This window comes from Flavobacterium sp. FlaQc-30, from assembly GCF_044005885.1.
In the GTDB taxonomy this organism is placed as follows: domain Bacteria; phylum Bacteroidota; class Bacteroidia; order Flavobacteriales; family Flavobacteriaceae; genus Flavobacterium.
In genome coordinates this window covers 94,190-115,946 of sequence record NZ_JBIPCO010000005.1, presented here as the reverse complement: position 1 = coordinate 115,946, position 21,757 = coordinate 94,190, and the positions used below count along the sequence as shown (strand labels likewise).

At 38.0% G+C, this 21,757-nt stretch carries 18 protein-coding genes; 15 read left to right on the top strand and 3 right to left on the bottom strand.

Going from position 1 to position 21,757, the window contains the following annotated elements; translation table 11 throughout:
- The first annotated feature begins 1 nt into the window (after position 1).
- The 5 genes from ACHRV0_RS12735 to ACHRV0_RS12715 all read left to right on the top strand — a co-directional run bounded on the left by ACHRV0_RS12735 (position 2) and on the right by ACHRV0_RS12715 (position 4,156).
- On the top strand, positions 2–2,071 hold the full coding sequence (locus ACHRV0_RS12735) for a DUF262 domain-containing protein (RefSeq protein WP_395441078.1): 2,070 nt from the start codon (positions 2–4) through the stop codon (positions 2,069–2,071).
- Between the two features lie 190 nt (positions 2,072–2,261).
- The gene (locus tag ACHRV0_RS12730) at positions 2,262–2,492 is read left to right on the top strand and encodes a hypothetical protein (RefSeq protein WP_395441077.1); all 231 of its coding nucleotides are present in this window, start codon (positions 2,262–2,264) and stop codon (positions 2,490–2,492) included.
- A 102-nt stretch (positions 2,493–2,594) separates the two neighbouring features.
- On the top strand, positions 2,595–3,296 hold the full coding sequence (locus ACHRV0_RS12725; RefSeq protein ID WP_395441076.1) for a hypothetical protein: 702 nt from the start codon (positions 2,595–2,597) through the stop codon (positions 3,294–3,296).
- Between the two features lie 110 nt (positions 3,297–3,406).
- Positions 3,407–3,676 (top strand): hypothetical protein, encoded by a 270-nt coding sequence (locus ACHRV0_RS12720; RefSeq protein ID WP_395441075.1) that lies wholly within the window; start codon positions 3,407–3,409, stop codon positions 3,674–3,676.
- A 324-nt stretch (positions 3,677–4,000) separates the two neighbouring features.
- Complete coding sequence (locus ACHRV0_RS12715; protein WP_395441074.1) at positions 4,001–4,156, top strand: hypothetical protein; 156 nt, start codon at positions 4,001–4,003, stop codon at positions 4,154–4,156.
- A gap of 386 nt (positions 4,157–4,542) precedes the next feature.
- Here the strand turns inward: ACHRV0_RS12715 and ACHRV0_RS12710 are convergent, their stop codons facing one another.
- Complete coding sequence (locus ACHRV0_RS12710; protein WP_395441073.1) at positions 4,543–4,689, bottom strand: hypothetical protein; 147 nt, start codon at positions 4,687–4,689, stop codon at positions 4,543–4,545.
- A gap of 353 nt (positions 4,690–5,042) precedes the next feature.
- Here ACHRV0_RS12710 and ACHRV0_RS12705 point away from each other — a divergent pair, with 353 nt between their 5' ends.
- The 7 genes from ACHRV0_RS12705 to ACHRV0_RS12675 all read left to right on the top strand — a co-directional run bounded on the left by ACHRV0_RS12705 (position 5,043) and on the right by ACHRV0_RS12675 (position 14,912).
- Positions 5,043–5,636: a hypothetical protein gene (locus ACHRV0_RS12705; protein WP_395441072.1), complete on the top strand. Its 594-nt coding sequence runs from the start codon at positions 5,043–5,045 to the stop codon at positions 5,634–5,636.
- On the top strand, positions 5,618–6,466 hold the full coding sequence (locus ACHRV0_RS12700) for a hypothetical protein (protein ID WP_395441071.1): 849 nt from the start codon (positions 5,618–5,620) through the stop codon (positions 6,464–6,466). The genes ACHRV0_RS12705 and ACHRV0_RS12700 overlap by 19 nt, the downstream gene beginning before the upstream one ends.
- A 3-nt stretch (positions 6,467–6,469) precedes the next feature.
- Positions 6,470–7,480: a DNA/RNA non-specific endonuclease gene (locus ACHRV0_RS12695; protein ID WP_395441070.1), complete on the top strand. Its 1,011-nt coding sequence runs from the start codon at positions 6,470–6,472 to the stop codon at positions 7,478–7,480.
- A gap of 694 nt (positions 7,481–8,174) precedes the next feature.
- Positions 8,175–11,660, top strand: coding sequence for a cold shock domain-containing protein (locus ACHRV0_RS12690; protein ID WP_395441069.1), 3,486 nt, complete (start codon positions 8,175–8,177; stop codon positions 11,658–11,660).
- Between the two features lie 172 nt (positions 11,661–11,832).
- Positions 11,833–13,557: a hypothetical protein gene (locus ACHRV0_RS12685; protein WP_395441068.1), complete on the top strand. Its 1,725-nt coding sequence runs from the start codon at positions 11,833–11,835 to the stop codon at positions 13,555–13,557.
- 301 nt (positions 13,558–13,858) lie between these two features.
- Entirely contained in the window at positions 13,859–14,209 is a 351-nt protein-coding gene (locus ACHRV0_RS12680; protein WP_395441067.1) for a hypothetical protein, read from the top strand.
- A gap of 451 nt (positions 14,210–14,660) precedes the next feature.
- The gene (locus ACHRV0_RS12675) at positions 14,661–14,912 is read left to right on the top strand and encodes a DUF6965 family protein (RefSeq protein ID WP_276173342.1); all 252 of its coding nucleotides are present in this window, start codon (positions 14,661–14,663) and stop codon (positions 14,910–14,912) included.
- Between the two features lie 592 nt (positions 14,913–15,504).
- Here the strand turns inward: ACHRV0_RS12675 and ACHRV0_RS12670 are convergent.
- Together ACHRV0_RS12670 and ACHRV0_RS12665 are read right to left on the bottom strand one after the other, a co-directional pair.
- Positions 15,505–15,648, bottom strand: a complete 144-nt coding sequence (locus tag ACHRV0_RS12670) for a hypothetical protein (RefSeq protein ID WP_395441066.1) — start codon at positions 15,646–15,648, stop codon at positions 15,505–15,507.
- Between the two features lie 229 nt (positions 15,649–15,877).
- Positions 15,878–16,351: a response regulator gene (locus tag ACHRV0_RS12665; protein WP_276173341.1), complete on the bottom strand. Its 474-nt coding sequence runs from the start codon at positions 16,349–16,351 to the stop codon at positions 15,878–15,880.
- Positions 16,352–16,784: 433 nt separating this feature from the next.
- Here ACHRV0_RS12665 and dinB point away from each other — a divergent pair, with 433 nt between their 5' ends.
- The 3 genes from dinB (at position 16,785) to ACHRV0_RS12650 (ending at position 21,750) form a co-directional block, all read left to right on the top strand.
- Entirely contained in the window at positions 16,785–17,966 is a 1,182-nt protein-coding gene (gene dinB, locus ACHRV0_RS12660) for a DNA polymerase IV (RefSeq protein WP_395441273.1), read from the top strand.
- Between the two features lie 3 nt (positions 17,967–17,969).
- Positions 17,970–21,023, top strand: a complete 3,054-nt coding sequence (locus ACHRV0_RS12655; RefSeq protein ID WP_395441065.1) for a DNA polymerase III subunit alpha — start codon at positions 17,970–17,972, stop codon at positions 21,021–21,023.
- Positions 21,024–21,126: 103 nt separating this feature from the next.
- A complete protein-coding gene (locus ACHRV0_RS12650) occupies positions 21,127–21,750 on the top strand; it encodes an SOS response-associated peptidase (RefSeq protein WP_395441064.1) in 624 nt (207 codons plus the stop codon).
- Positions 21,751–21,757: the final 7 nt, after the last annotated feature.

The following is a 21,757-nucleotide window of genomic DNA, read 5'->3' as shown; positions in this document are numbered from 1 at the left end:
CATGAGCAACAATACACTAGAAAACGGAATGGGTTTTTGGCAACTTATTTCTAAAAATAAAATTGAAATCCCAATTATTCAGCGTGACTACGCACAAGGTCGAAATGATGATAAGACTAAAATAATTAGAAATGGTTTTCTATCCAGCTTGATAGATACTTTAGAAAATAAAAAGGCTTTAGAACTAGATTTTGTTTATGGAAATGTCGACGAGAAGGTTTTACAACCTCTTGATGGTCAACAACGATTGACTACACTTTTTTTACTGCATTGGTATCTTTATTTAAAAACAGATAAATTGGCTGAAAGCAAAAATACTTTGCTAAAATTCACTTATGAAACACGCACTTCGTCTAGAGAATTTTGCAATGAATTAGTTGACAATCGAGATGATTTAGGAGAAGGAAAAAAAATAAGTGAAAAAATATCTGATTCTAATTGGTTCTTCTTATCCTGGAAAAAAGATCCGACAATCAAAGCGATGCTCACAATGCTCGATGCTATTGAAGAAAAATTAGAAGTGAAAAGTGAAGATGAAATGGCCACTTTTTTCAAAGATCTTACTTCTGAAAATCCTCCAATAACGTTCCTGTTTAAAGAACTTAAAGATATTGGCTTAACAGATGACCTTTATATTAAAATGAATGCTCGAGGTGTGCCTTTAACTGATTTTGAAAATTTTAAAGCACGTTTTGAAAAACATATAGACGATAATAAATGGGAATTAGAAGAATCCAATCTTCTCGAAAAAACTTCGCACAAGATAGACACTTCTTGGACTGACTTATTTTGGAAACATAGAGGCACTGATAATTTAATTGATGATGAATATATTAAATTCATAGCTGGTATAGCAATTATAAACTACGCCAAAAACAAAGAGTTTTTAGAAAATGAAAAAGAATTTAGCGAGGTAAAAAAAATATTGCTTGAGAAAAACAAAAACACAACGGATGAAGCTGTAAAAGCTGAAATAATAGAACGCAGCATTCAGCGTCTTTTTAATAATCCAAATACCGTAAGCCCAAAAGATTTCCCAACAAAAAATGCTTTTGAATACTTAAAAGACTGTTTAGATATCTATTCTAAAAATAAGAACGATGAAATTTTTCCTTCGAATCTTAACCTTTGGGATTATTGCAAAAAAGGAACTGTTGATATAAGTAGCGACACCAAAACAGAAAATACTTTATTCATAGAGTTTGTTAAGGATGGTGAAACAACTTATAAACAAAGGGTTTTATTCTTTGCACAAACAGCATATTTATTAAATGCAGATACAATTAATCAAGAGTTTTTCTCTCATTGGATGAGAGTAGTACGAAATATAACGCACAACGCAACAATTGACAGTGCTTCTGGTTTTGTAGGTGCTGTAAATCTTGTGAATGAATTATCAAAAGGATGCTTAAATATATATGAATATTTTATTCAAAATAAAATAGAATCCTCTTTTGCAAGAACAGAAACTGCTGAAGAAATTTTGAAATCTTCAATTATTACAAATCCTTTAAATAATAAAGTTTCTATTTTTTCAATTGAGGACACTAAGTTCTTTAGAGGAAAAATCAAATTTGCTTTACATTGTGTCGATTTTGAAAACAGTCAAAGCGCTTTTGACGAAAATAAATTAAATGCACTGCACCGTGTAATTACTGAACATTTAAATTCTGATGATTTATCAGCAAAATTCAGGTCTGCTATGTTTACAGTAAAAAACAACGATTTTTATGAATATTGGCGCAGTTGGAGTTATGGAACAGATACTCATAAAAGGTGTTTAATTGAAAACACTTCAGATTTAAAATGGAATTTTACACATGGTTATTATGGCGACTATTTAAAAGAATTATTATTAAAATTGATTGACAGATCTTTAGATGAAATTATAAATGAATATTCGTTTCCTGAACAGATGCCTAATTGGAAGCGCAGATTAATTAAGGAACCTGTCCTACAAGAAAAGTATGCTCAATCGAGTTACTTTGGTATTTCAAACGACAACAAGGCCTTTCTTTTTTACAATAGAAAGCGACCAAATAGCCGTCAAGATTGCAAAAAAATTGAATAGCCGTAATATCCTAAAAAGGGAAAATGTAGCATCACTGTATAACGTTCAAATTAAAAAGAGGCGATAAGCCTCTTTTTTTGTAGCTATTTTTTTCTTACCGTCACGTTTTGACACACTGGCCTAATTTCTTTGCCTTATGGGAAAGCCGAAAACCAAATCTAGAGTAGGCATCATCTAAAACAGAAAAACTATGTCACAAATGATTACCAAAGACAACGAATTGATTAGAATTAATCCTAGCAACACTAATAAGATTGAATACTCAACAACTTCCGGCAGGTCATGGCATGTTAGATATTCGGGATCTTCTTACGGGAGTTTTCAGGATTTGACAGACAATGGCAAAGAAATACTAGCAAACACATCAAAAGGTCTTTACTACTCGACTACAAATGGAAGAAGCTGGCATAAACGAAATTAAAATATATCATCTAATTATTATAAACGACAGACTTTGACAGTGTGTCGTTTTATTTTTACTCAGTAAAAAATAGCTATCATGATTCTGAATTATAATGAACTATTGATTTGTGTAAAAAGGATAGAAAAACAAATCTCTAATCTTAAATTTGAACAACATAACCATATTTATAATCTTAACTTTTCTAAGACAAGGCAAATATTTGCCCAACAACAGCTTCTGGAACTTCAAATTCTAAATTATATCACTTATTATCAGGAGAAAATAAAAGGCAACCACTTAGAAAGCAAAATTTACAGTAATAAACTACGTGACTTAAAAGAAAACTATCAGCCAAAAACAAACGCTAATGATTTTTTTGTCTGTTTGAAAGAATTGGCCGCGGAATACAATGATCTACTAAAAGACCTAAAGCTTTTTTATAAATTAAATAGACTAAAGGATGTAGATGCTATAAAGGAAAAAATAAAAAATCAGACTTCGCGTATTGAAGAAATTTTTCTGCAATTATCTCGAATAATCCTTCTTCCACACTCAAACATTGACGACAATCAAATTAAGGATTTTAATTCGTACACCCTCTTTTTTCAAGAATATTATAATTCAAAACTACTCAATCTCGAAAAAGAATTGCACTCAAAACAAATGGAATTAAAATCACTTAAGGTATTTCTCAACTTTAAGCTAGCAAAATCAATTAGAAAAGAAATAAAAACCATTCAAAGTGAACTTGAAGCAATTCATTGTACCAAAAACAATTTAAAATTTATAGATCAAATCAAATGGGAATATATTATTACCTAAACATATTTATTTTAAAATTTATTTTAATATCTATTTTAAATTTAAGGGGTTGAACTAGTCCATTCCTTAATCATTAAATTTATTACTAATTTTAATGGAAAGCATGAAATATGGAAACTACTATATTGACAAGAGAAGAAATATATGATTTAGTTTGGTCAACCTCAATTTCAAAAATACTAGAGCGATTTGCTTTATCACATGATGGCTTCAAGAAAATATGCAAAGAACATGAAATTCCCCTGCCGTCAAATGGATATTGGTCAAAGTGGAAGCACAATAAACCTTTTATAAAAAAAAGCCTAAATCTAGATTTCATAGGCAGCAATGAAATTGAATTTACAGTCCGCGCAGATGGCAGTAATGTAAATATCGACTAAAGTCCACTTACCATTTTAACCAAACAAATATTAAGCGACAAGAAATCGCCTTTACAGATTCCTGAAAAATTAACCAATCCAGATATATAAATAACACAAACAAAAGATTATAAATCAAACGGAAATTACAATCATTACGACTACAGAAAAAGCAAAATAGAAAGATTAACCATTTACGGAGTTGAAAAAGAAAATTTTAATCATGCCTTGATAATTATGGATATGTTCGTAAAACTGCTTCGATATAGAGGGCATTCATTCCAGCGGGATATCAACGTTGATGGCCCCGATATTATGATCAAAGAAATTTCCTTCCCTTTTAGCATGCGGGAAGCGCAAAAGAGAATTCAGGCTGAAAAGGGATTGTACGGCTCAACTTATCTCCCTACTGGAATTTCAGTATTAAAGATTGGACCAAACTTCAAGGCTTTAGAATGGAAAGATGGAACTGTAAAGCTAGAGAATCAGCTTGCAAAATAGTGGCAAAACTTGAAATTGAAGCCGAAAAATAACTAATTCAAAAAGAAAAATCTCAAATATACTGGCTTAAATATGAAGAGGAAGAGGAGCGAATAAATCAAATCAAAAAAGAAAATAGGAAGAAATCCAAAGATTCAACAAACTTATTGAACTCTCCAAATAGTATAATCAGTCATTATTAATTAGAGATTACATCAAAGCGGAACATCAAAATGCAATTTCTAATAACAATTTGACAGCTGAAAAGCTAGAATGATTTAAATGGGCAAATGACAAAGCCGATTGGCTAGATCCATTAATAAACAAACACGATGAAATATTAGCCACAAAATAACTTAAATTCAAAAATAAAAGGTTTCAGCTTACACTGAAACCTTTTCTAAAAATTATGCACCTGCTCCCAGCGTTTGGATGATTCCTACTGTCCAGACTATAGGCTTCCATAATATAACAAAACCAATAATGGATAATATTGAAAATACTACCCAAAAAGAAAAGTCATAAGCTAGTGTAAACTCTGGAAAATAGCTCATGAGAAAATAATAAACTCCGAATGGGATTGCCAAAAATGCTACAACTATCCAAGCTATACATTTTATAACAAATGCTACAATGTTTAATAAAAATTGAAATAACATATGTTTGATTTTTTTAGTTATGATGCAATTGTAGCACGTAAACCTGTCATTTTGTGTCGGTCTAAAATAAAATTGTAAAACAAACAATACCGACACTAAATGGCAGTTCGACAATTTAAATTTGAAGAAGAAATAAAAATATGATTATAAAGGGGCAAAATACTTTTAATTAAGAATAGCAGAAAAACTGAATCTCATCAAAAAAAAGATTGTTCTAAAGCGTTATATTTGAACTTTAAAAATCAAACATGACTAAAAAACTATATTTATTACTTTTTACAATTTTATCTTGCTTAATATCAATTTCCTGCTCAAAAGACAATGGCACAGATTCCTTGATCGAAGAAAAACTGGACTCAATGACTGGAAAGGAAATTATAAGGGAATTACTAATTAAAAATGATAATGACATAAATCAGTTAGCAAGAATTTTTGATTGTTCGCCAAGTTCTTTAATGAGAATATTAAAAGGTGAAACAATTAACACCCCCCAGGCAGAGAAAGAATTTAAAAATGTATTAAACCTGACTTTGATTGCAAAAGAAAAAACGTTAGATGAAATAGATCCGTCAAAACAATCCTGGATCTTTAAAAGTAGATTTTTTATTGAAAACCACTATATCTGGTTGATTATAATGCTATGCATTATCTTTCTTTTGGTATCTATTGAATTGGTAGAAATTAATTTTTTCTCAATTATTGCTATTGCATTTTCCATAGCAATCCTATTGGCCATTTTAATCTATATTATTGACATGGCTTTTATATGGTTTACTGATCCACCTCTACTGGTTGATAAATTCAAAAACACATATGATCCTATATGGGAAATTTTAAAGTAAAATTGTTCTTTTGTGTTATTATTGTTGCAATTCTCCCTTCTTGCAATAAAAACAAAACTGAATCAGCACAATCAAAACAAGAATTCAATCTTATCCGAAAACCAATAAATAAAGAAGAATCACTATATTTAATTGAAAAATCCGAAGAGTTTGAATTGAAGCATAACGAACTTTTTCAAGAGGAGCTACAAATAAAATCTAAACAATATTATAAAAATACTATTGAAAAATTTATTGAAAATGAGACAAGTTTTCTAAGGTTATTTGGTGAATTGTGGGACATTCCATTCAAATCCGAGAACACAAGAAAAGTAATTTGGAAACTAAAAATTGATCGCCATTTTAGAAGTACATCATATTTAACCTATATCAGAAACGAAGTTGAAATTTATACAGACGGAGTTAATAATCAGCGTAACAACGGTATCTCAAAAATATTAGGTGTAAAAAATCCTTCCTTTTTAAGATTGCCTATTGCATCAATAGATTCTTTCCATAGTAAAGACAAAACAGTTAAAGTAATCATTAATAAAATTAATACGGAAATAATTGATCAGTTATCCGATGCAGTCTTGGGATTTACACCAGAAATAATAATAGGACTATTAGGACTAATAGGTGTGATCGGTGCAAAATTACCCTGGCCAATATCCACAGTTGTCTTTATTATTATTGCTGGTATCTTCTTTTGGAGATCCCATATTCGTCAAAACGAAATTAGAGAAATTTTAAAATTGGAATGCAATAAAGTTATAAGCAGCACCAGAATTGATTATTTAGATCTCTTAAACAAAAATACTTTTGATTATTATTCACAATTAAAAAAATAAATGATGACATTATCTAATAATACTTTCTCTTTTTTTGTATTATCGCTTTTGTTTTTAGTTTCATCATGTAGAAAAACTTCGACAGATTTTATTGAAAAGACTGTTTTAAAAGAAGCCGGAACTGAAGTTCTAGAAAAAATAACTAAAAATTCAGCAAAAGAAATAGCTGAATTAGGATTATCTAAGGAAGCTTCTAAATTTATCGCCAATAATTTTGATGACGATTTAGCTACACAATTTTTAAAAGTTGCCTCCGAAAACAAGAATTTTATAAATACGGTAAAAAGAAACCCAAAATTCCTGAAGACTTGGAAAATATTTTCGGAAACTCAGTTTGGATCAAATCCTAACCAATTAAGTTGGATACACAGAATGCTAGAAAATGAAAAATTCATTTTAAAGAACGTCAATGGAAACGTGAATATTTTAGATACAAAAACCAATAAATTACTTGGCATATTTGAGAACGATAAGATCACTGCTTTTGCTGGAGAAGGTGGAAAAAAATTAAATCCGTTGTTAAATATTCACCCTTTAATCCCCAATACCCAATACAAAATAGGTATTAATTCAACCTATAGTGATAATTTTGGAAGAATTGAAAAAATGACATGCCCTTTAGTGTCAAAATTAACAAAAGCGGAAAGAAGTCCAATTCAACAAGGCCTTTCCAAAAAACTAAAAGACGGTAAAATAGTAACGGATGAACTGGGAAATCCAATTAGGGTAAAAGCTGGCTATTACAAATATAGTGATGATGGAGGACATCTTTTAGCCAATATTCACGGTGGAATTTCAGAACAGATTAATGTCCTGCCGATGACTAGCAATGCCAATAAGGTTAAGTTCAGAGAAATTGAAAATAAAATTTCTAAGGCAATTTTAGAAGGCAAAACAGTAAAAGATTATACAGTTTTTCCCAAGTATACCGGAAAAAGCGGGCGGCCTGATAAATTTTATGTTTCTTACCGTATTGACAATGAATACTTTTCCAAGCAAATTATTAATAACTAAAGAAAGAAACAAAGAATTACAAATGTAAGCATTAGTATGCTGTTAATATATTTAATAAGGGTTTGGATAACTAAATTTCATTTAAAGTAAATCTATGATGTCCATCAGTATATAACTGAAGAACTTGTGGCAATTTTTTTGACCAACAGCAATTCCTATAAAGATGAACGGAAAAAATTAGGAATTATCGATGATGATATAAAGAGGAATTTGGTCGGGAATTATACTGATAGCAATAAAATGTTTAAAAGGCCCTTTCAACAAAGTTCATGGCAGATATTGCCCTAGACCTAAAGACTATTTAAGATTTAAGGCATGAATATTTTTAACTGTTTAAAAAATATTCACATTTACGTTTAACCCATAATTAAGTTGCAGAGAGAAAACACATATCCAGAGAAAAATTGCATAATAACGAATGTTATTCATTACGCCATTACTCAAATTTGAATCTTCAGATTAATAAAATCATACCCAACACACAAATTTAGGTATAATTACCTTTTTTATTAAGCATAATAGCAATATTATTGTAAAAAAAAGAAAACGTTCAGGCTTCCCGAGACCTCAGTAAATAATTCATCTTAACGCTGGCGGGACTTATTACTATTTTTCTATACTATAATGAGGTTTTGATCTGCCCTCAGTTAAGCAGGTCCGGTTTGTTTCTTATGTGATAAAATTTACTTGCAGCATGTTAATAGGTCTTGTAAAATGGTTTGACAGCCACAAAGGTTTTGGAGTAATTGCAACACCTGATAAAGGAGAATTTTTTCTGCATGGCAATGATTTTGAAAATCAGCCTGAAAAAATCCTTATCGGGATGCCGCTGGCCTTCCTGCCAAAGGGGGATAGAACCAAAAAAACTGCCCATAAGGTCCGATTGGCCGGATCAGCTGAGGATTGGAAAACCATTATGCATTACTTAGGAAAAAATGACACCATTAATCTTGAGATAAAAATCACAGGCAGCAGCAAATGGGGAAACCCTTATATCAGAAAAGAAATGCAGGGAACGAGTCTGGTCGGTCTTTCTTTAAAATATTTTTTCAGAGATAAGACTGATCTTGAAATTATAAGTCAGATTACTTCCTTTTTTCAGAATGAATTGCCAGTAGAAAACTTCATTGCTTACTGCGAACTTATTGAAAACAAAACGGCTCAAAATCTTCCCGCTCAAAATGCTGCCGCTGTTTTAAACACTGTATGTGATTATTTTGGAAAAAATCTCAATGAGGAAATACTTTTAAGAGTCTGGAAACAAAAAAAATTCAAATACATAGCACGAACTGATAATGAGGACTACGAAATCCCACAAGATTTGCTTATATCAAATATCGCACAGATTGGGATTCCGGAGCTCAACCGTATTCGCAACTACAGCTACGGCATAGCATTTTGTTCTGATTTTATAAATGATAAGTTTAGCACAATTAAAGATCTTTCCTCTTCTCAAATAAAAGAGATCTATAATTATCTGGATTTTCTGGCGAAGGAGCAGCAGGAGGAACTAAAACTGCGGCTTGATGCTCTTTATATTGAAAAATATGCAGGGGAACTGGTTTTGAAGGCAGAAAAACTGGAAACGATCAGAAACGCTGAGGATTTTAAATCCTATAGCCTGCTTTTAGATTTTATTCCTAATGAACTAAATGATGAAGAAAAAACAAAAATAAAGTCTGCTATTGAAAGCGTCATCCTGGAGAAATGTTCGGAAGAATACAAACCCGAACTGTGGATTAAGGGATTTGGGACAGAACCGTCAATGGAATCGATTGCCGGAATTTTTATAAGCGGTGATACCCTGACAGAAAAACGCATTAGAATTTTATCCAGACTGCCCCTTGAAAAACAGTTCGAACTTCTTCAGCTTTATGCCCGCAATTGCGATTTTGAAAAAACTTTCATATTAATTCAGGAATTCATCAGGCAGGAAAACAAACTTGGCTATTATTTTGAGCTTTCTCCAGTTCTTTTTGACAGCACATTCTGGAACGACAAAAAAGGACAGGAACTGATCACTCTTTTTAACTCATATTTTGAAAGTGAAAGCAATGAAGAACAGCGATACGAAATGTTTTTTAAAGGCTTTTGCCAGCATGTCCCTCTGGAAGCAGTTTACAGCAATATTGCCGGCATTGAAAAGGACAAGCTGGAAAAGATACTCCAGAGCAATTCTTCAAATAAAATTTTTATAAGCGAAATTCTAATACTAAAGGCTTCCACTGAGGAATATCTCAATTTGCACTGGCTTTACGATCTCGCTTTACAATATTTAGGCAGTGAGGACTTTTCTTTTTTTGACAGTGCAATATTTAAAGCTGCCCCGCAGCCTGATTATTTCAAAGTCTGGGAAAAAGGACTGGCAAAAAATTTTCCTGCAGAGAGCATCAATGAAATACTTAACGACCAATTTAAGAATTATTCCCTGATAGATACCTGGATTGCGGACAATGCCATATCATCCAAAGAAATAGAAGATTACCTTTTATTGTATTTAGACAGCCAGGAGCCTGTAACCAACCATAAGATATTCTTAAGACAGCTCAACCATATCAAATATCTCGCAACGGCGAACCAATCAAATTTAGAGAATATCCGGTTAATTGGCAGCGAGTTTTACAATATGCTTTTATGGGTTATCGACAAAATAGAGGGACTGGATTTTGAGCAGCTGAGACAAAAATTCATCTATTTTGCTCCAGATACACAGGTTAGGATATTGAGAAAATTATTTTTTCTTAAAACTCAGGAAAAATTTGATTTAACAATCGAGAAATTAAATTCGCTCACAAGATTTGATTCCGATCTTTACAGAACCGCTACAAATTCCAGCAATGCCATTCCAATAGATTTATCAACAGATGCAGTCATCAAAGCTTTGTCCATGTACAGCGAAAAGGAACGTTTTATTGCTGAAAGCGAACTGATGGCACTGCTCTTGGAAGATTTGAAATTTGATCAGACCAGACGTTTCAAGTTCACGGAATATTTTGAAAAGTGTAAAGGAAGAGAGACTGCAGAATTTAACTGGTCAAGAGAAGGTGAAATAAGGAAAGTATCTTTTGGAGATAACAAACATTATTTTGCTGTAAATTTTTCTCCTGGTGAAACAAAATGGGAAAACAACCGCTACGGCGGCAGGGAAGTGTATTATCCTAATGCAAATTTTGAAAATCTAAAACTAGCTGTCAAAAAGGTCTCCGGTGCAAAATGGAACCCATCGGCAAAACATTGGGGCATACCTGCACAATATGAAACAGAATTGCTGGAATTTGCAAAACAGCATCGATTTTTTCTAAATTTTCATGGCAGTACCTATTCCAATAATATTCACTTGGCAGAATTTAAAAGAACAGGTATTCCCAATGGAATCTCATTCTGCGAAGGCAGAGCGGCAAATAAGCCTCATGAAATGTTTAAAAAGAATTTCTGGTGGTGCGCCGGACAGCCTTGTTTCAATAAATGCGAAACAATCCATATTGCTGCAGAATGGGAAAAATACACGTTGCTCGATTTTTGTGAAATATTACAATTAAACACCGATGAAGTAAATAAAATGGGTGACATTATTCCTAAAGGACGTCTTTATCAATTTAATTCTTTGATAAACCGCTTCAATAGATTGCTTGACCATTTATACTGCAAAGACTGCAGCCATATCCTGTATCCATCCGATTTTGGCACCAGCCACTTCGCTGCCCATACTCTGGTAAGATTTACATGCAGAAATGAAAATTGCTCTAATAAGAAAGAAATTTACCTGAATCACTGCCTAAACGGAAAATGCAACTGCATAATTGACAGCAGGATATCTAAAAAATGCAGTAATGGTCTTTTTATCTGCAGCAACTGCGGGAGCTGCTGCTCTCATGCAATGCTTCAAAGAAGATTATCAGCCTTAGAATTGACGGGAGGCTATATACATCATAATTTAGTAAAATCTGTAAACGAAAAACTTGGACATCTGGAAAGAGCGGACTATTTCTGTTACAAATGCGGAACCGACATGGCACAAGTTGGCAATCAGGTATTTCACTGCACAGACTGCAGGGTGACTTATGAAACTGCTGTTTATAATATCCAAAGACCGCATATGCATTTAAAAGCGCCTAAAACTGAAATAAATCCAGACAAAAACAACTTTGAAAACAATGACGACCCAGGCATGATTTTATAGGGATTACAAATTTCAATTTCCCTATTAAAAATACATCTGGCGAACCTGCAAAACAAAATGTGCGGTCTTTTTTTACAGCAGCTACAGATTCAGTGCAGAATGGAAATGATTCTGGCAAATCTCTTTGCTGGAAAAAAATATAATAGCCCGACAGGAACATTAACTTAATTAAATGAACGACGTCACTTCTCTATCAAAAAAACTTAAAAAACTTATCTCCAGATACGAACACAGCAGTTTTTTGGCACACTGGAGTTTTTTTGCAAACATGCATTACCGCAACAAGCGGGAAGGCGAATCTCAGCTGCTTTCCCCTGTAAGGCAGATAATGTATATTATTTCGCTGTACCACAGCACAGGCTTTGGAGGAAGAAAACATTTCGAAGCAGTGGGTAAAGAATATGAAATGATTGTTTCCCTTCTCAATAAGATTGAAAAGACCTACAGCGCTCCTTCTGAAACTGGATATGACGAGGATCGTGAAACTGGGGAAAAACTGTTTATAAGCAGCAGCACTTTCCTGAACTATTACCTAAATGCCCCTTTGAGCTACATGGAGCAGGACATTGAACGGATAAGGCAGACCTTCATTCATTTCGAGCCCTATATCATTGAACAGTGCGGGCTAGGCATTGAAGATTTTATTGATTTTTATATCCTCATTAGTGATCTGGAAATACAGCAGTACAATAATTATTATGACCATACAATGGCTGAAAAGGAATTAATAATTAAGGCACTTCAGACTGGGGCTGCACTGACCGAAGAGGAAAAACTGCGTCTTATAGACCTTGCTGACAAGGGAGTTATGGGACTGGCAATACCAATCGCAAGGCTAAAAGAATCCATAGAATCCAAAAAAATTGAACTGCTGCTGAGTTATTTTACCATGCTTCGTGATAATGACGAAAAGTACCTATACTATACCGATACCTGTCCTTACCTAACTAAACCGGTACTTCTTGTAAATAGTGGGCATATCGCTTTTGTCTATTCCAAACAGCTAATAAATGCAGTTTATGATTTCCTTTTTGAGTTATGTTCGGAAATAGACGGCACTGGAAGAAGGGTTCTCTGGCAGCGTGAAAACTACCTGGAGTATAAAACTGAAGAAATTTTCAGGAATTTTCTTGGACCGGAAGCCAGGATACACACAAATTATCTCATAAACAATTCGGAAAAAGACCTGATTATTCTATTGCCCACATGTGCTTTTATTGTCGAATGCAAAGCAAATAAATACAGAATCCCCTTCCGTGATCCCATTAAAGCATACGAGCGCATTAAAGATGACTTCAAGAAATCAATTGGCAAAGCACATTTGCAGGCTCATGAAGTAAAGCAATATTTCCTAGAAGGCCGGAAATTTGAAATATCTGATCAAAAAGGCAACCGGGTCGAAACAATAAATCCGCAAAACTATCAGCAGGTTTTTAGCATTATTGTAACACAGGAAAGATTTGGACAAATTCAATGCAACCTAGGGCATCTCCTCGAAATTGAAAAAGGAGAAAGCTTTCCCTGGGCTGTTTCGCTTGACGACCTTGAAACCTTTCTCTTAACCCTAAACCGTAAAACCTGCCATATCCAAGAATTCATAGCCTTCCTTAATCATAGGGAAAAACTCCACGGAAGGCTATACTGCTTTGACGAGCTTGAATTGTGTGCAGATTTTATTATGCAACCTCACAAATTTAAGCAATATTGCAATCTCACACTGCCGGTAATTACCCAAGGTGATCTAAATTTTTTCTTTGACGACCTTTACAGTGCCGGCTTTGGTTTCAAAGATGAGATAAACATCACAGAAAAGCCTTTTCGGAATCTGCCGATTGCAGCAGGATTGATTGAAAAGCTGAAACTCCATACACCACAGAGAATGCGAAAATCTAGATAATAATATTAATAACTTTTATATTTGTGGCAAAATCGTGGCGCATGATGTTTATGAAAAACAGAAATCTGGAAAAACAATGCCTAAGAAGCTTAGGTTAGAATCTTCATTAACCAACCTTATACATTTTTTAAATAGCCCCGATAGCAGCGGAAATCCTTCTGCGCCGGGGTTCGGCGCAAAAGATTGGAGCGGATAGCGGGAACAGCTCCAAACAAATAAATTTAGAGCGGCATATATAATCAATAATTAACAACGTAACTTCGGCACACTATAATCAACCCTTCCAGCTAAAAAACAGCAAATGCAACCAATGCTTAAGAACATATTTAAAGGGATAAGGCTTTTTCTGGCTATGGGAACCATGATCGGAGTCCTGTATCTGATGGCGCTAAAATCATCAAACAACAGATTAAGGGAGATTGCCTATATCAAAAGCGATTTTGGAACCGCAAAAGCAGTGGTTACCGCAAAGAAGACCTACAGAGGAAACTCTCTCAGCGTGGAATATTATGTAAATGGAATTTTCTACGAGGCAAAGGACAGTTTTGATGATAAATATCAGGACGCCTTTAATGAGGGCGACAGCATAACAATCAAATATTCCGCTAAAAAACCGGAATTGATAATCAATGAGTTCAACGCCACCTATTAAAATGCACGCATGTTAAGCGTGGATTGGAAATTGCATCCATCCTGTCAAAAACAGAGAGTGCGAAAAAACCAGTATTCATATTGGACACTTTAACGGAATATTGCTGTCAATCCCTAGCCCCGATAGAAGTGGAAATCCTTTTGTGCCGGGGTTCGGAGCTGAAGATTGGAGCGGATAGCGGGAAAAGCTCCAAAAAAAATAAATCCAAAAAATAAATCTAAGAACCAAAACCAAATACCAAAACCAAATACCAAAACCTAAAACCAAACCCAAAAACAATACTATATAAACACTTCAACAAACAAACAAACAAACAAACAAACAAACAAACAGACATCCAGTCCGGTGATTGCCAGGCCCGCTGAAAAAAGCGCAGCGGCACCTGCAAAAAATCCGCCCCCGCTCCCCTGCATCCCTTGACAGCACACGGATTTTTGCCTAAATTTGCCCCATGAACCCCGAAGAGATAAAAAGATATTTTGACGCCAATCCCCCGCCGCAGACGGTGGACTGGAAGCCCTGGGCAAGAATCACCGACTCGCAGCTGTTTTTAAAGAGCTGCTATACAGGCATACGCACCTTCAGCGGTACCTTGGACATGTGCCCCGCGTGGTGGCACCTGAGGGATTTCTACCTGCTGGTGAAGAAGACCCAGCAGGCAGATGCTGCAGATCCGCAAGGGGAAGAGCAGACTGCCGACTGAAAATCATAACCGGCCGGAATTCCAGAAAGCTAAAAGAAACATACTTAAAAACAGCTTTCAAAAAAAAGCAATACGGGATTTTACAATCGGATCTGAGATATCATCCGCACAAATAAATGGCAGCGAGCCTGGCAATCGCAAACATGCCTCCTGCAAATAATCCGACACAAAGCAGCAATATCGCAAAGAAATTATCCTTTGGCGGTTTTTCGCTCTTAAGCCCTATGCCATCAAACAAGGGTTTGAGGGACTTTTTGCAGAAATAGACAAACCACACCATTAAGACGGCCATGATAAGGTAAGCCGAGAGCCTGTTTCCCTTAATATTTACATTTATGCTGAAAAGACAGGTAATGACCACAAAAAACAGCATGCTGAACATAAAGGCCGCTATGCCCAGAATATTCCTGACTGCCGCATAGGCATATCTTTTGGAAGTCTCTTCATCATAGTGAAGATGATAATAATAGTTATTAAGCAGTTTTTCGTAAAAAAAAAAGCAATTTAGGCTTCATTCCCTAATATAATTTTAATTGGTTAAAATTACTGGCATCTGCCCAAAAAAGCAAATGGCAGCAACGCTTTATATTGATTAATTACAATAGGCGGCTCCTGCCAAGCCGGACATGATTGATAATGGTCCAAATGAAGGGGAATGCGGTCCAGGCACCTGCGCCGCAGCACCTAAACCTGCAGCATTCAGCGTATCGGCATCAGTCCATGGATCCGACTGCAACTGCCTCTAATACAGAGACAACCTTTCGGCTCCACCGATTGCAGCGCCAATTCCCATACCTGTTTTAGCAAAACCTATTGAATCCGAGACCCTAGCCCCGATAGAAGCGGAAATCCTTCCGCGCCGGGGTCCGGCGCAAAAGATTGCTTCGCCAGTTCGCTAGCGCTCGGGTGGAGCGGATAGCGGGAAAAAGCTCCAAAAAAATATTATCATATACAATTATCGTTCCCTAAGCGTAATTCGGATATCCTGCTGAGGCAAGCAGGAATTTATTGCTGCTTTTTTTAAAACTGCTCCAGTCCATTTCAAATACTTTCTGCAGCAGGTCGTTCAGCCCCTGAAAACTGCTGGGTTCCACAGCGTACAAATCAGCGCCGAGTTTATGGCAGAGCTCGATATTGTCAGGGCTTTTGCTTGTGGAAAGCATGATGATCTTCACTTCTTTCAGGGCATCTTCCCTGCTGCGGATTTCCGCAAGGCAGTCAAATCCATTTTTGATGGGCATATTGATATCCAGAAAAATCATATCAGGCAGGCGGTCTGCGGTCTTCTCAAGGGTATTGAGCAGTTCCTGTCCGTCACAGGCGGCCTTTACGGCAGCCGGCAGGTTTAAATCCTCGAGGGCATCTAAAAACAGCATTCTGTCGTCTTCGTCGTCATCAGCTATAAATATAACTTTCTGGGATTTATGTAGTTTGGACATGGACTATATTTTTTTGCAGTACAGAAGACAAGAATCTAAGAATCTGCAAAAGTCTATATAGCCATATAAATCTTTGTAAATCGATAAACGATTGAATTATAACCGTGAAGCGGTTAATACCTCTCAAATATACAAATTTTACCCAAATAAAACAGTAAACAGCGCTTTACAATTGACTATAATTAAACGATTTGTACATTTCAATAGGAAAAATTCAAAAACCAACAGCAGTATTTCTAAAATTAGCTGTGACTGGTTTACAAAAAGCATCCTCGCTGAAAATTCTGAATAAAGCATCTTATCAATAAAAAAGCGGTTTTTCGTATGCCCTGAAAAATAAGGATTCTTGAATTTTGTTATTATTTGGAACATTAAATTTTTAAAAATTGTTACTAACTGTACTAATTTTGATAAGCATAAAATGATCAAGATTATGAACCGGGCAATTGTACACATCGACATGAACACGTTTTTCGTCTCCTGCGAAAGACTGATTAATTCTGAACTTAACGGAATACCGCTTATTATCGGCGGCGGTGACAGAGGGGTTGTGGCTTCCTGTTCCTACGAGGCACGCCGTTTCGGGGTGCGCTCGGCAATGCCAATTCATATGGCAATGAAACTCTGCCCGCAGGCCAAAATCATGAAAGGCGACATGGAATTGTATTCCAGACTCTCTCATGATATTACAGAAATCATTCAGGAAAAAGCTCCCGTCGTAGAAAAAGCATCAATCGATGAGTTCTATCTGGACATCACCGGAATGGACAAATTCTACGGAAGCTACAAATGGACCGATGAGCTGGCTCAGCGCATCACAAAGCAAACGGGTCTGCCTCTTACCTTTGCCCTTTCGGTCAACAAGACCGTATCGAAGATCGGAACAGGAGAAGGCAAGCAGAAGCAGAACCTTGAGATCCCCGAGCATCTGGTGCAGTCCTTTTTGAATCCGCTCTCCATTAGAAAAATCCCGATGGTCGGACAGAAAACCTTTGAGCTTCTTTCGAGAATCGGCATCCGCACCATCCAGACACTCTCTGAAATGCCAGCCGAATCCCTGCAGCAGATGATCGGCAAAAACGGCACAGAGCTCTGGAAAAAAGCCAATGGTATTGACAATACCCCTGTAGAGCCCTACACGGAAAGAAAATCCATTTCAACCGAGCATACCTTCTCCCAGGACACCATCGATGTATTGAAACTAAACAGGATCCTGCAGGGCATGGTGGAGAAACTGGCCTACCAGCTGCGGGCCGAGCAGTGGCTCGCCTCAACGGTGACCGTCAAGATAAGGTACGCCAATTTCGATAGCGAAACGAGGCAGTCAAGAGTCCAGTACACCTCCGCGGATCACATCCTGACCCAGACGGTGACGGATCTCTTTGCCAAGCTCTACCAGCGAAGAATGAGGCTGCGCCTCATCGGAGTGCGTTTCAGCGGCCTTGTCAGGGGAACCTACCAGATCGACCTTTTCAATGATACCCAGGAAATGCTTGCCCTGTATCAGGCCATGGACCGGATGAAGACCCGTTACGGCTTTGATGCCGTGATGCGATGCGCCAGCGCATCGTTCAAACCCAACAATAAAGACGAAATTCTAAAACGCAAAAAATAAAACATGTTTCTCAACTGCCACTCTTTTCATTCGCTCCGCTACGGCACCATTCCGCTGGATGATCTGACACGGCAGGCAGCGGACTGCGGCGCCACGGCGGTGGCCCTCACGGACATCAATACCGTTACGGGGATTTATGATTTTATAAAAGGCTGCCAGGCTCTAGGCATAAAACCGCTTGTCGGGATAGAATTCCGCTGCAGGCATAAATTCCGCTATATCGGTCTTGCCCAAAACGATGCAGGACTTGCCCAGATGAACCGTTTTCTGACCGACCATAATTTCTCAGGCGCTCCGCTTCCTGAAAAGGCTCCGGCTTTAGAATCGGTTTATTTCATCTATGCGCTGGACAATGCACCCGCAGAGCTCGATAAAAATGAATATATCGGCATCCAGCCTGACCAGCTCGGCAGGCTTTTTACGGCTGAACATAAAAAGAAGATTTCCAGAATGGTTATCCTGCAGCCTGTGGTATTCCGCAGCAAGAGGGAATACAACCTGCATAGGATCCTGCGCGCTGTCGACCTCAATGAGCTTCTCTCCAAACTCACACCTGAGGACTGCTGCAAGAAATCCGATATGATGATTCCTGAAGCAGAGCTTATCGCCCTGTATAAAGACTACCCTGAGATTATCGAGAATACCCGGCGCATCATTGAGAACTGCAATTTCAAGTATGATTTCCAAAGCCCTAAAAACAAAAAGCACTATACCAAAAATAAAGCAGGCGACATTGCCCTTCTGACCACCCTTGCCCAGGAAGGCCTTGTATGGCGCTACGGACGGCATAACGCCGAAGCAAAAGCGCGCGTGGAGAAAGAGCTCAAAGTCATCAATGATCTTGAATTCAGCGGCTATTTCCTCATTACCTGGGATATCATACGCTACAGCAGCAGCCGGGGTTTCCTGCATATCGGAAGGGGCTCGGGCGCCAACAGCATTATTGCCTACTGCCTTGGGATAACCGACATCTGCCCCCTGGAGCTTGACCTGTATTTTGAGCGCTTTCTGAATGAAAACCGCAAGAGCCCTCCCGATTTCGATATCGACTGGTCGTGGAAAGAGCGTGATGTGATCCTGAAATACATCTTTGACCGCTACGGCTATGAGAACGTGGCTTTCTGCGGCACGAATGTGGAATTCAAATACCGCTCGATTTTCCGCGAGGTCGGCAAGGTTTTCGGGCTTCCAAAGGACGAGCTGGACCAGCTGGCCAAAAATCCAATGAAGCTCCACCAGACCAATTCCATAGTCAAGCTGGTGCAGGAATACGGGATGATGCTCGAGAAATACCCCAACATGCGAAGCATGCATTCCTGCGGGATCCTGATATCGGAAGAACCGCTAACCAATTACACGCCGCTGGAAATGCCTCCCAAGGGCTTCCCTATTGTGCTTTTTGATATGCATACGGCTGAGGATATCGGTTTTGACAAGTTTGACATCCTCAGCCAGAGAGGCATCGGGCATATTGATGACACCGTGAAAATAATTGAGCAGAACAGGGGAATCCGCATCAATATCCGAGACACGGGAATATCAAAAAACGAACCCTCCGCAAACACGTATCTTGCCCAAGGGAGGACCATCGGATGCTTCTACATCGAGAGCCCGGCGATGCGGGGACTATTGCGCCGCCTGAAATGCGATAACTATAAAACGCTCGTAGCGGCATCATCGATTATCCGTCCCGGCGTGGCGCAGTCTGGAATGATGAAGGAATACATCTTCCGCCATAACAACCCATCAAAATTTGAATACTTCCATCCGGTTTTCGAGCACGAGCTCGGGGAAACCTACGGCATTATGGTCTATCAGGAAGATGTGATCAAAATTGCCCTGCATTACGGCGGTCTGTCGGCCGCGGACGGCGATATCCTAAGGCGCGCCATGTCAGGCAAAGGACGCTCGAAAGCCGCTTTGCAGAAAGTAAAGGACGACTTCTTTATTGCAGCCGCCGCAAAAGGGCATCCCGAAGCGCTGAGCCAAGAAATCTACCGCCAGATCGAATCCTTTGCAGGCTACTCGTTCTGCAAGGCGCATTCCGCTTCCTATGCCGTGGAGAGCTACCAGAGCCTTTATCTCAAGGTCCACTACCCTATTGAATTCATGGTGGCTGTGATCAATAATCAGGGAGGATTCTACCGCACTGAAATCTATGTGCACGAAGCGCGGATGGCCGGCGCCGTTATCCATAACCCCTGCGTGAACAAGAGCGGATATGAAACCGCGCTTTACGGCAGCGATATCTATCTGGGCTTTATGCACCTGCAGGGCCTGGATTCCAAACTCTCCCAGTTCATCGCTACTGAACGGGAGAGAAACGGCACCTATAAATCGCTGGAGGATTTCATAAACAGGGTGTCCATGGGAATTGAGAATGTGAAGACCCTTATTTTTATAGGCGCATTCCGCTTTACGGGAAAAACCAAAAACCAGCTCCTGGTGCAGGTGAGCCTTCTGATGAATAATTTCAGGCCTGAAAACCGCGGGCTTATGCTCATCGAACAGCCTGCCAAGGAATTTAAGCTGCCTGCTTTGGAGCGCTCGGTATTTGAGGATGCATTTGACGAGATCGAGCTTTTGAATTTTCCGGTTTCCTGCACCGTGTTTGATCTGCTCAAGACCAGACACCGAGGTGATGTGATGGTAAGAGATTTATTAAAATACCATAAAAAACAGGTCCGCATGCTGGCTTATCTTATTTCTACCAAACAGGTGCCGACCAAAAGGGGCAATATGTATTTCGGGACATGGATCGATCATGAGGGGGCTTATTTTGATACGGCGCATTTCCCGGACAGCCTTGTAAACAATCCCTTTCAGGGAGGAGGCTGCTACCTGCTATTGGGAACCGTGGAGATTGACTATCATTTTCCGACGATCACCATTTCCAGAATGGCGAAAATGCCCTTTATCCCTGATCCAAGATATTCGGACTCGGACAAGAGATATACCACCCAGCACAATATCAAGCAGGATGTCAGCAGCACCCACCGCCAGCCCTACCCGCAGGATCATGAAATCAACCTGCCGCGCCACCGTATGAAATTCTGATGTTTTATTCATGCAATGTCCTAATAATGAATTAAATTTGATAGATAGCAAAAACAGAAGACCGCTGAAGTGAAGCCGTCTTTTAACCAAACAGACAGAAAATATGTGTTACTACACCCAGCAGTCGGCATCGATTGAAAATCTGAAAAGGCGTTTTAATGCAGAGGTGGATAATGAAGAAGCCTATCTGCAGTCCGACTTTATTAACGGATTCACGCATCCGAACATCCCAATTATTCTCAACTCGTCACCCCATCTGATCACTACGGATTACAGCTGGGGGCTGCTGCCGTCTTGGGCAAAGGATATGGACTTCAGGAAAAACACGCTCAATGCCAGAATAGAGTCCATTGATGAAAAAGCATCCTTCAAAAATATAACGCATAACCGCTGCCTGATAATAGCCACAGCCTATTACGAATGGCATTGGAATGATGATAAAGGTAAAAACAAGGATAAATACCAGATCAATTCGCAGGATGATGAAATCTTCACATTTGCAGGATTGCATTCTTCTTGGACCGATCCGTTGACTGGGCAGGTTAAAAACACCTACACCATGGTCACTACCAAAGCCAATGAAACGATGCGTTTTGTGCACAACCATAAAATGCGGATGCCGATCATGCTCCGAAAACAGGATGAATCCGCATGGCTGGACCAGTCGGTAAAGATCGAAGATTTTGCTTATCCATATGATGGAAACCTCATTGCATTTCAAGTATAAAAATATA

Excerpts from the sequence above, each read along its gene's own strand:
- ACHRV0_RS12730 (WP_395441077.1), top strand. The coding sequence starts at position 2,262 with ATGTCACAAATGATTACCAAAGACAACGAATTGATTAGAATTAATCCT.
- ACHRV0_RS12720 (WP_395441075.1), top strand. The coding sequence starts at position 3,407 with ATGGAAACTACTATATTGACAAGAGAAGAAATATATGATTTAGTTTGG.
- ACHRV0_RS12655 (WP_395441065.1), top strand. The coding sequence starts at position 17,970 with ATGTTTCTCAACTGCCACTCTTTTCATTCGCTCCGCTACGGCACCATT.
- ACHRV0_RS12700 (WP_395441071.1), top strand. The coding sequence starts at position 5,618 with ATGGGAAATTTTAAAGTAAAATTGTTCTTTTGTGTTATTATTGTTGCA.
- ACHRV0_RS12650 (WP_395441064.1), top strand. The coding sequence starts at position 21,127 with ATGTGTTACTACACCCAGCAGTCGGCATCGATTGAAAATCTGAAAAGG.
- ACHRV0_RS12690 (WP_395441069.1), top strand. The coding sequence starts at position 8,175 with ATGTTAATAGGTCTTGTAAAATGGTTTGACAGCCACAAAGGTTTTGGA.
- ACHRV0_RS12685 (WP_395441068.1), top strand. The coding sequence starts at position 11,833 with ATGAACGACGTCACTTCTCTATCAAAAAAACTTAAAAAACTTATCTCC.
- ACHRV0_RS12735 (WP_395441078.1), top strand. The coding sequence starts at position 2 with ATGAGCAACAATACACTAGAAAACGGAATGGGTTTTTGGCAACTTATT.
- ACHRV0_RS12705 (WP_395441072.1), top strand. The coding sequence starts at position 5,043 with ATGACTAAAAAACTATATTTATTACTTTTTACAATTTTATCTTGCTTA.
- ACHRV0_RS12715 (WP_395441074.1), top strand. The coding sequence starts at position 4,001 with ATGCGGGAAGCGCAAAAGAGAATTCAGGCTGAAAAGGGATTGTACGGC.
- ACHRV0_RS12710 (WP_395441073.1), bottom strand. The coding sequence starts at position 4,689 with ATGAGCTATTTTCCAGAGTTTACACTAGCTTATGACTTTTCTTTTTGG.
- ACHRV0_RS12665 (WP_276173341.1), bottom strand. The coding sequence starts at position 16,351 with ATGTCCAAACTACATAAATCCCAGAAAGTTATATTTATAGCTGATGAC.
- ACHRV0_RS12695 (WP_395441070.1), top strand. The coding sequence starts at position 6,470 with ATGACATTATCTAATAATACTTTCTCTTTTTTTGTATTATCGCTTTTG.
- ACHRV0_RS12680 (WP_395441067.1), top strand. The coding sequence starts at position 13,859 with ATGCAACCAATGCTTAAGAACATATTTAAAGGGATAAGGCTTTTTCTG.
- ACHRV0_RS12675 (WP_276173342.1), top strand. The coding sequence starts at position 14,661 with ATGAACCCCGAAGAGATAAAAAGATATTTTGACGCCAATCCCCCGCCG.
- dinB (WP_395441273.1), top strand. The coding sequence starts at position 16,785 with ATGAACCGGGCAATTGTACACATCGACATGAACACGTTTTTCGTCTCC.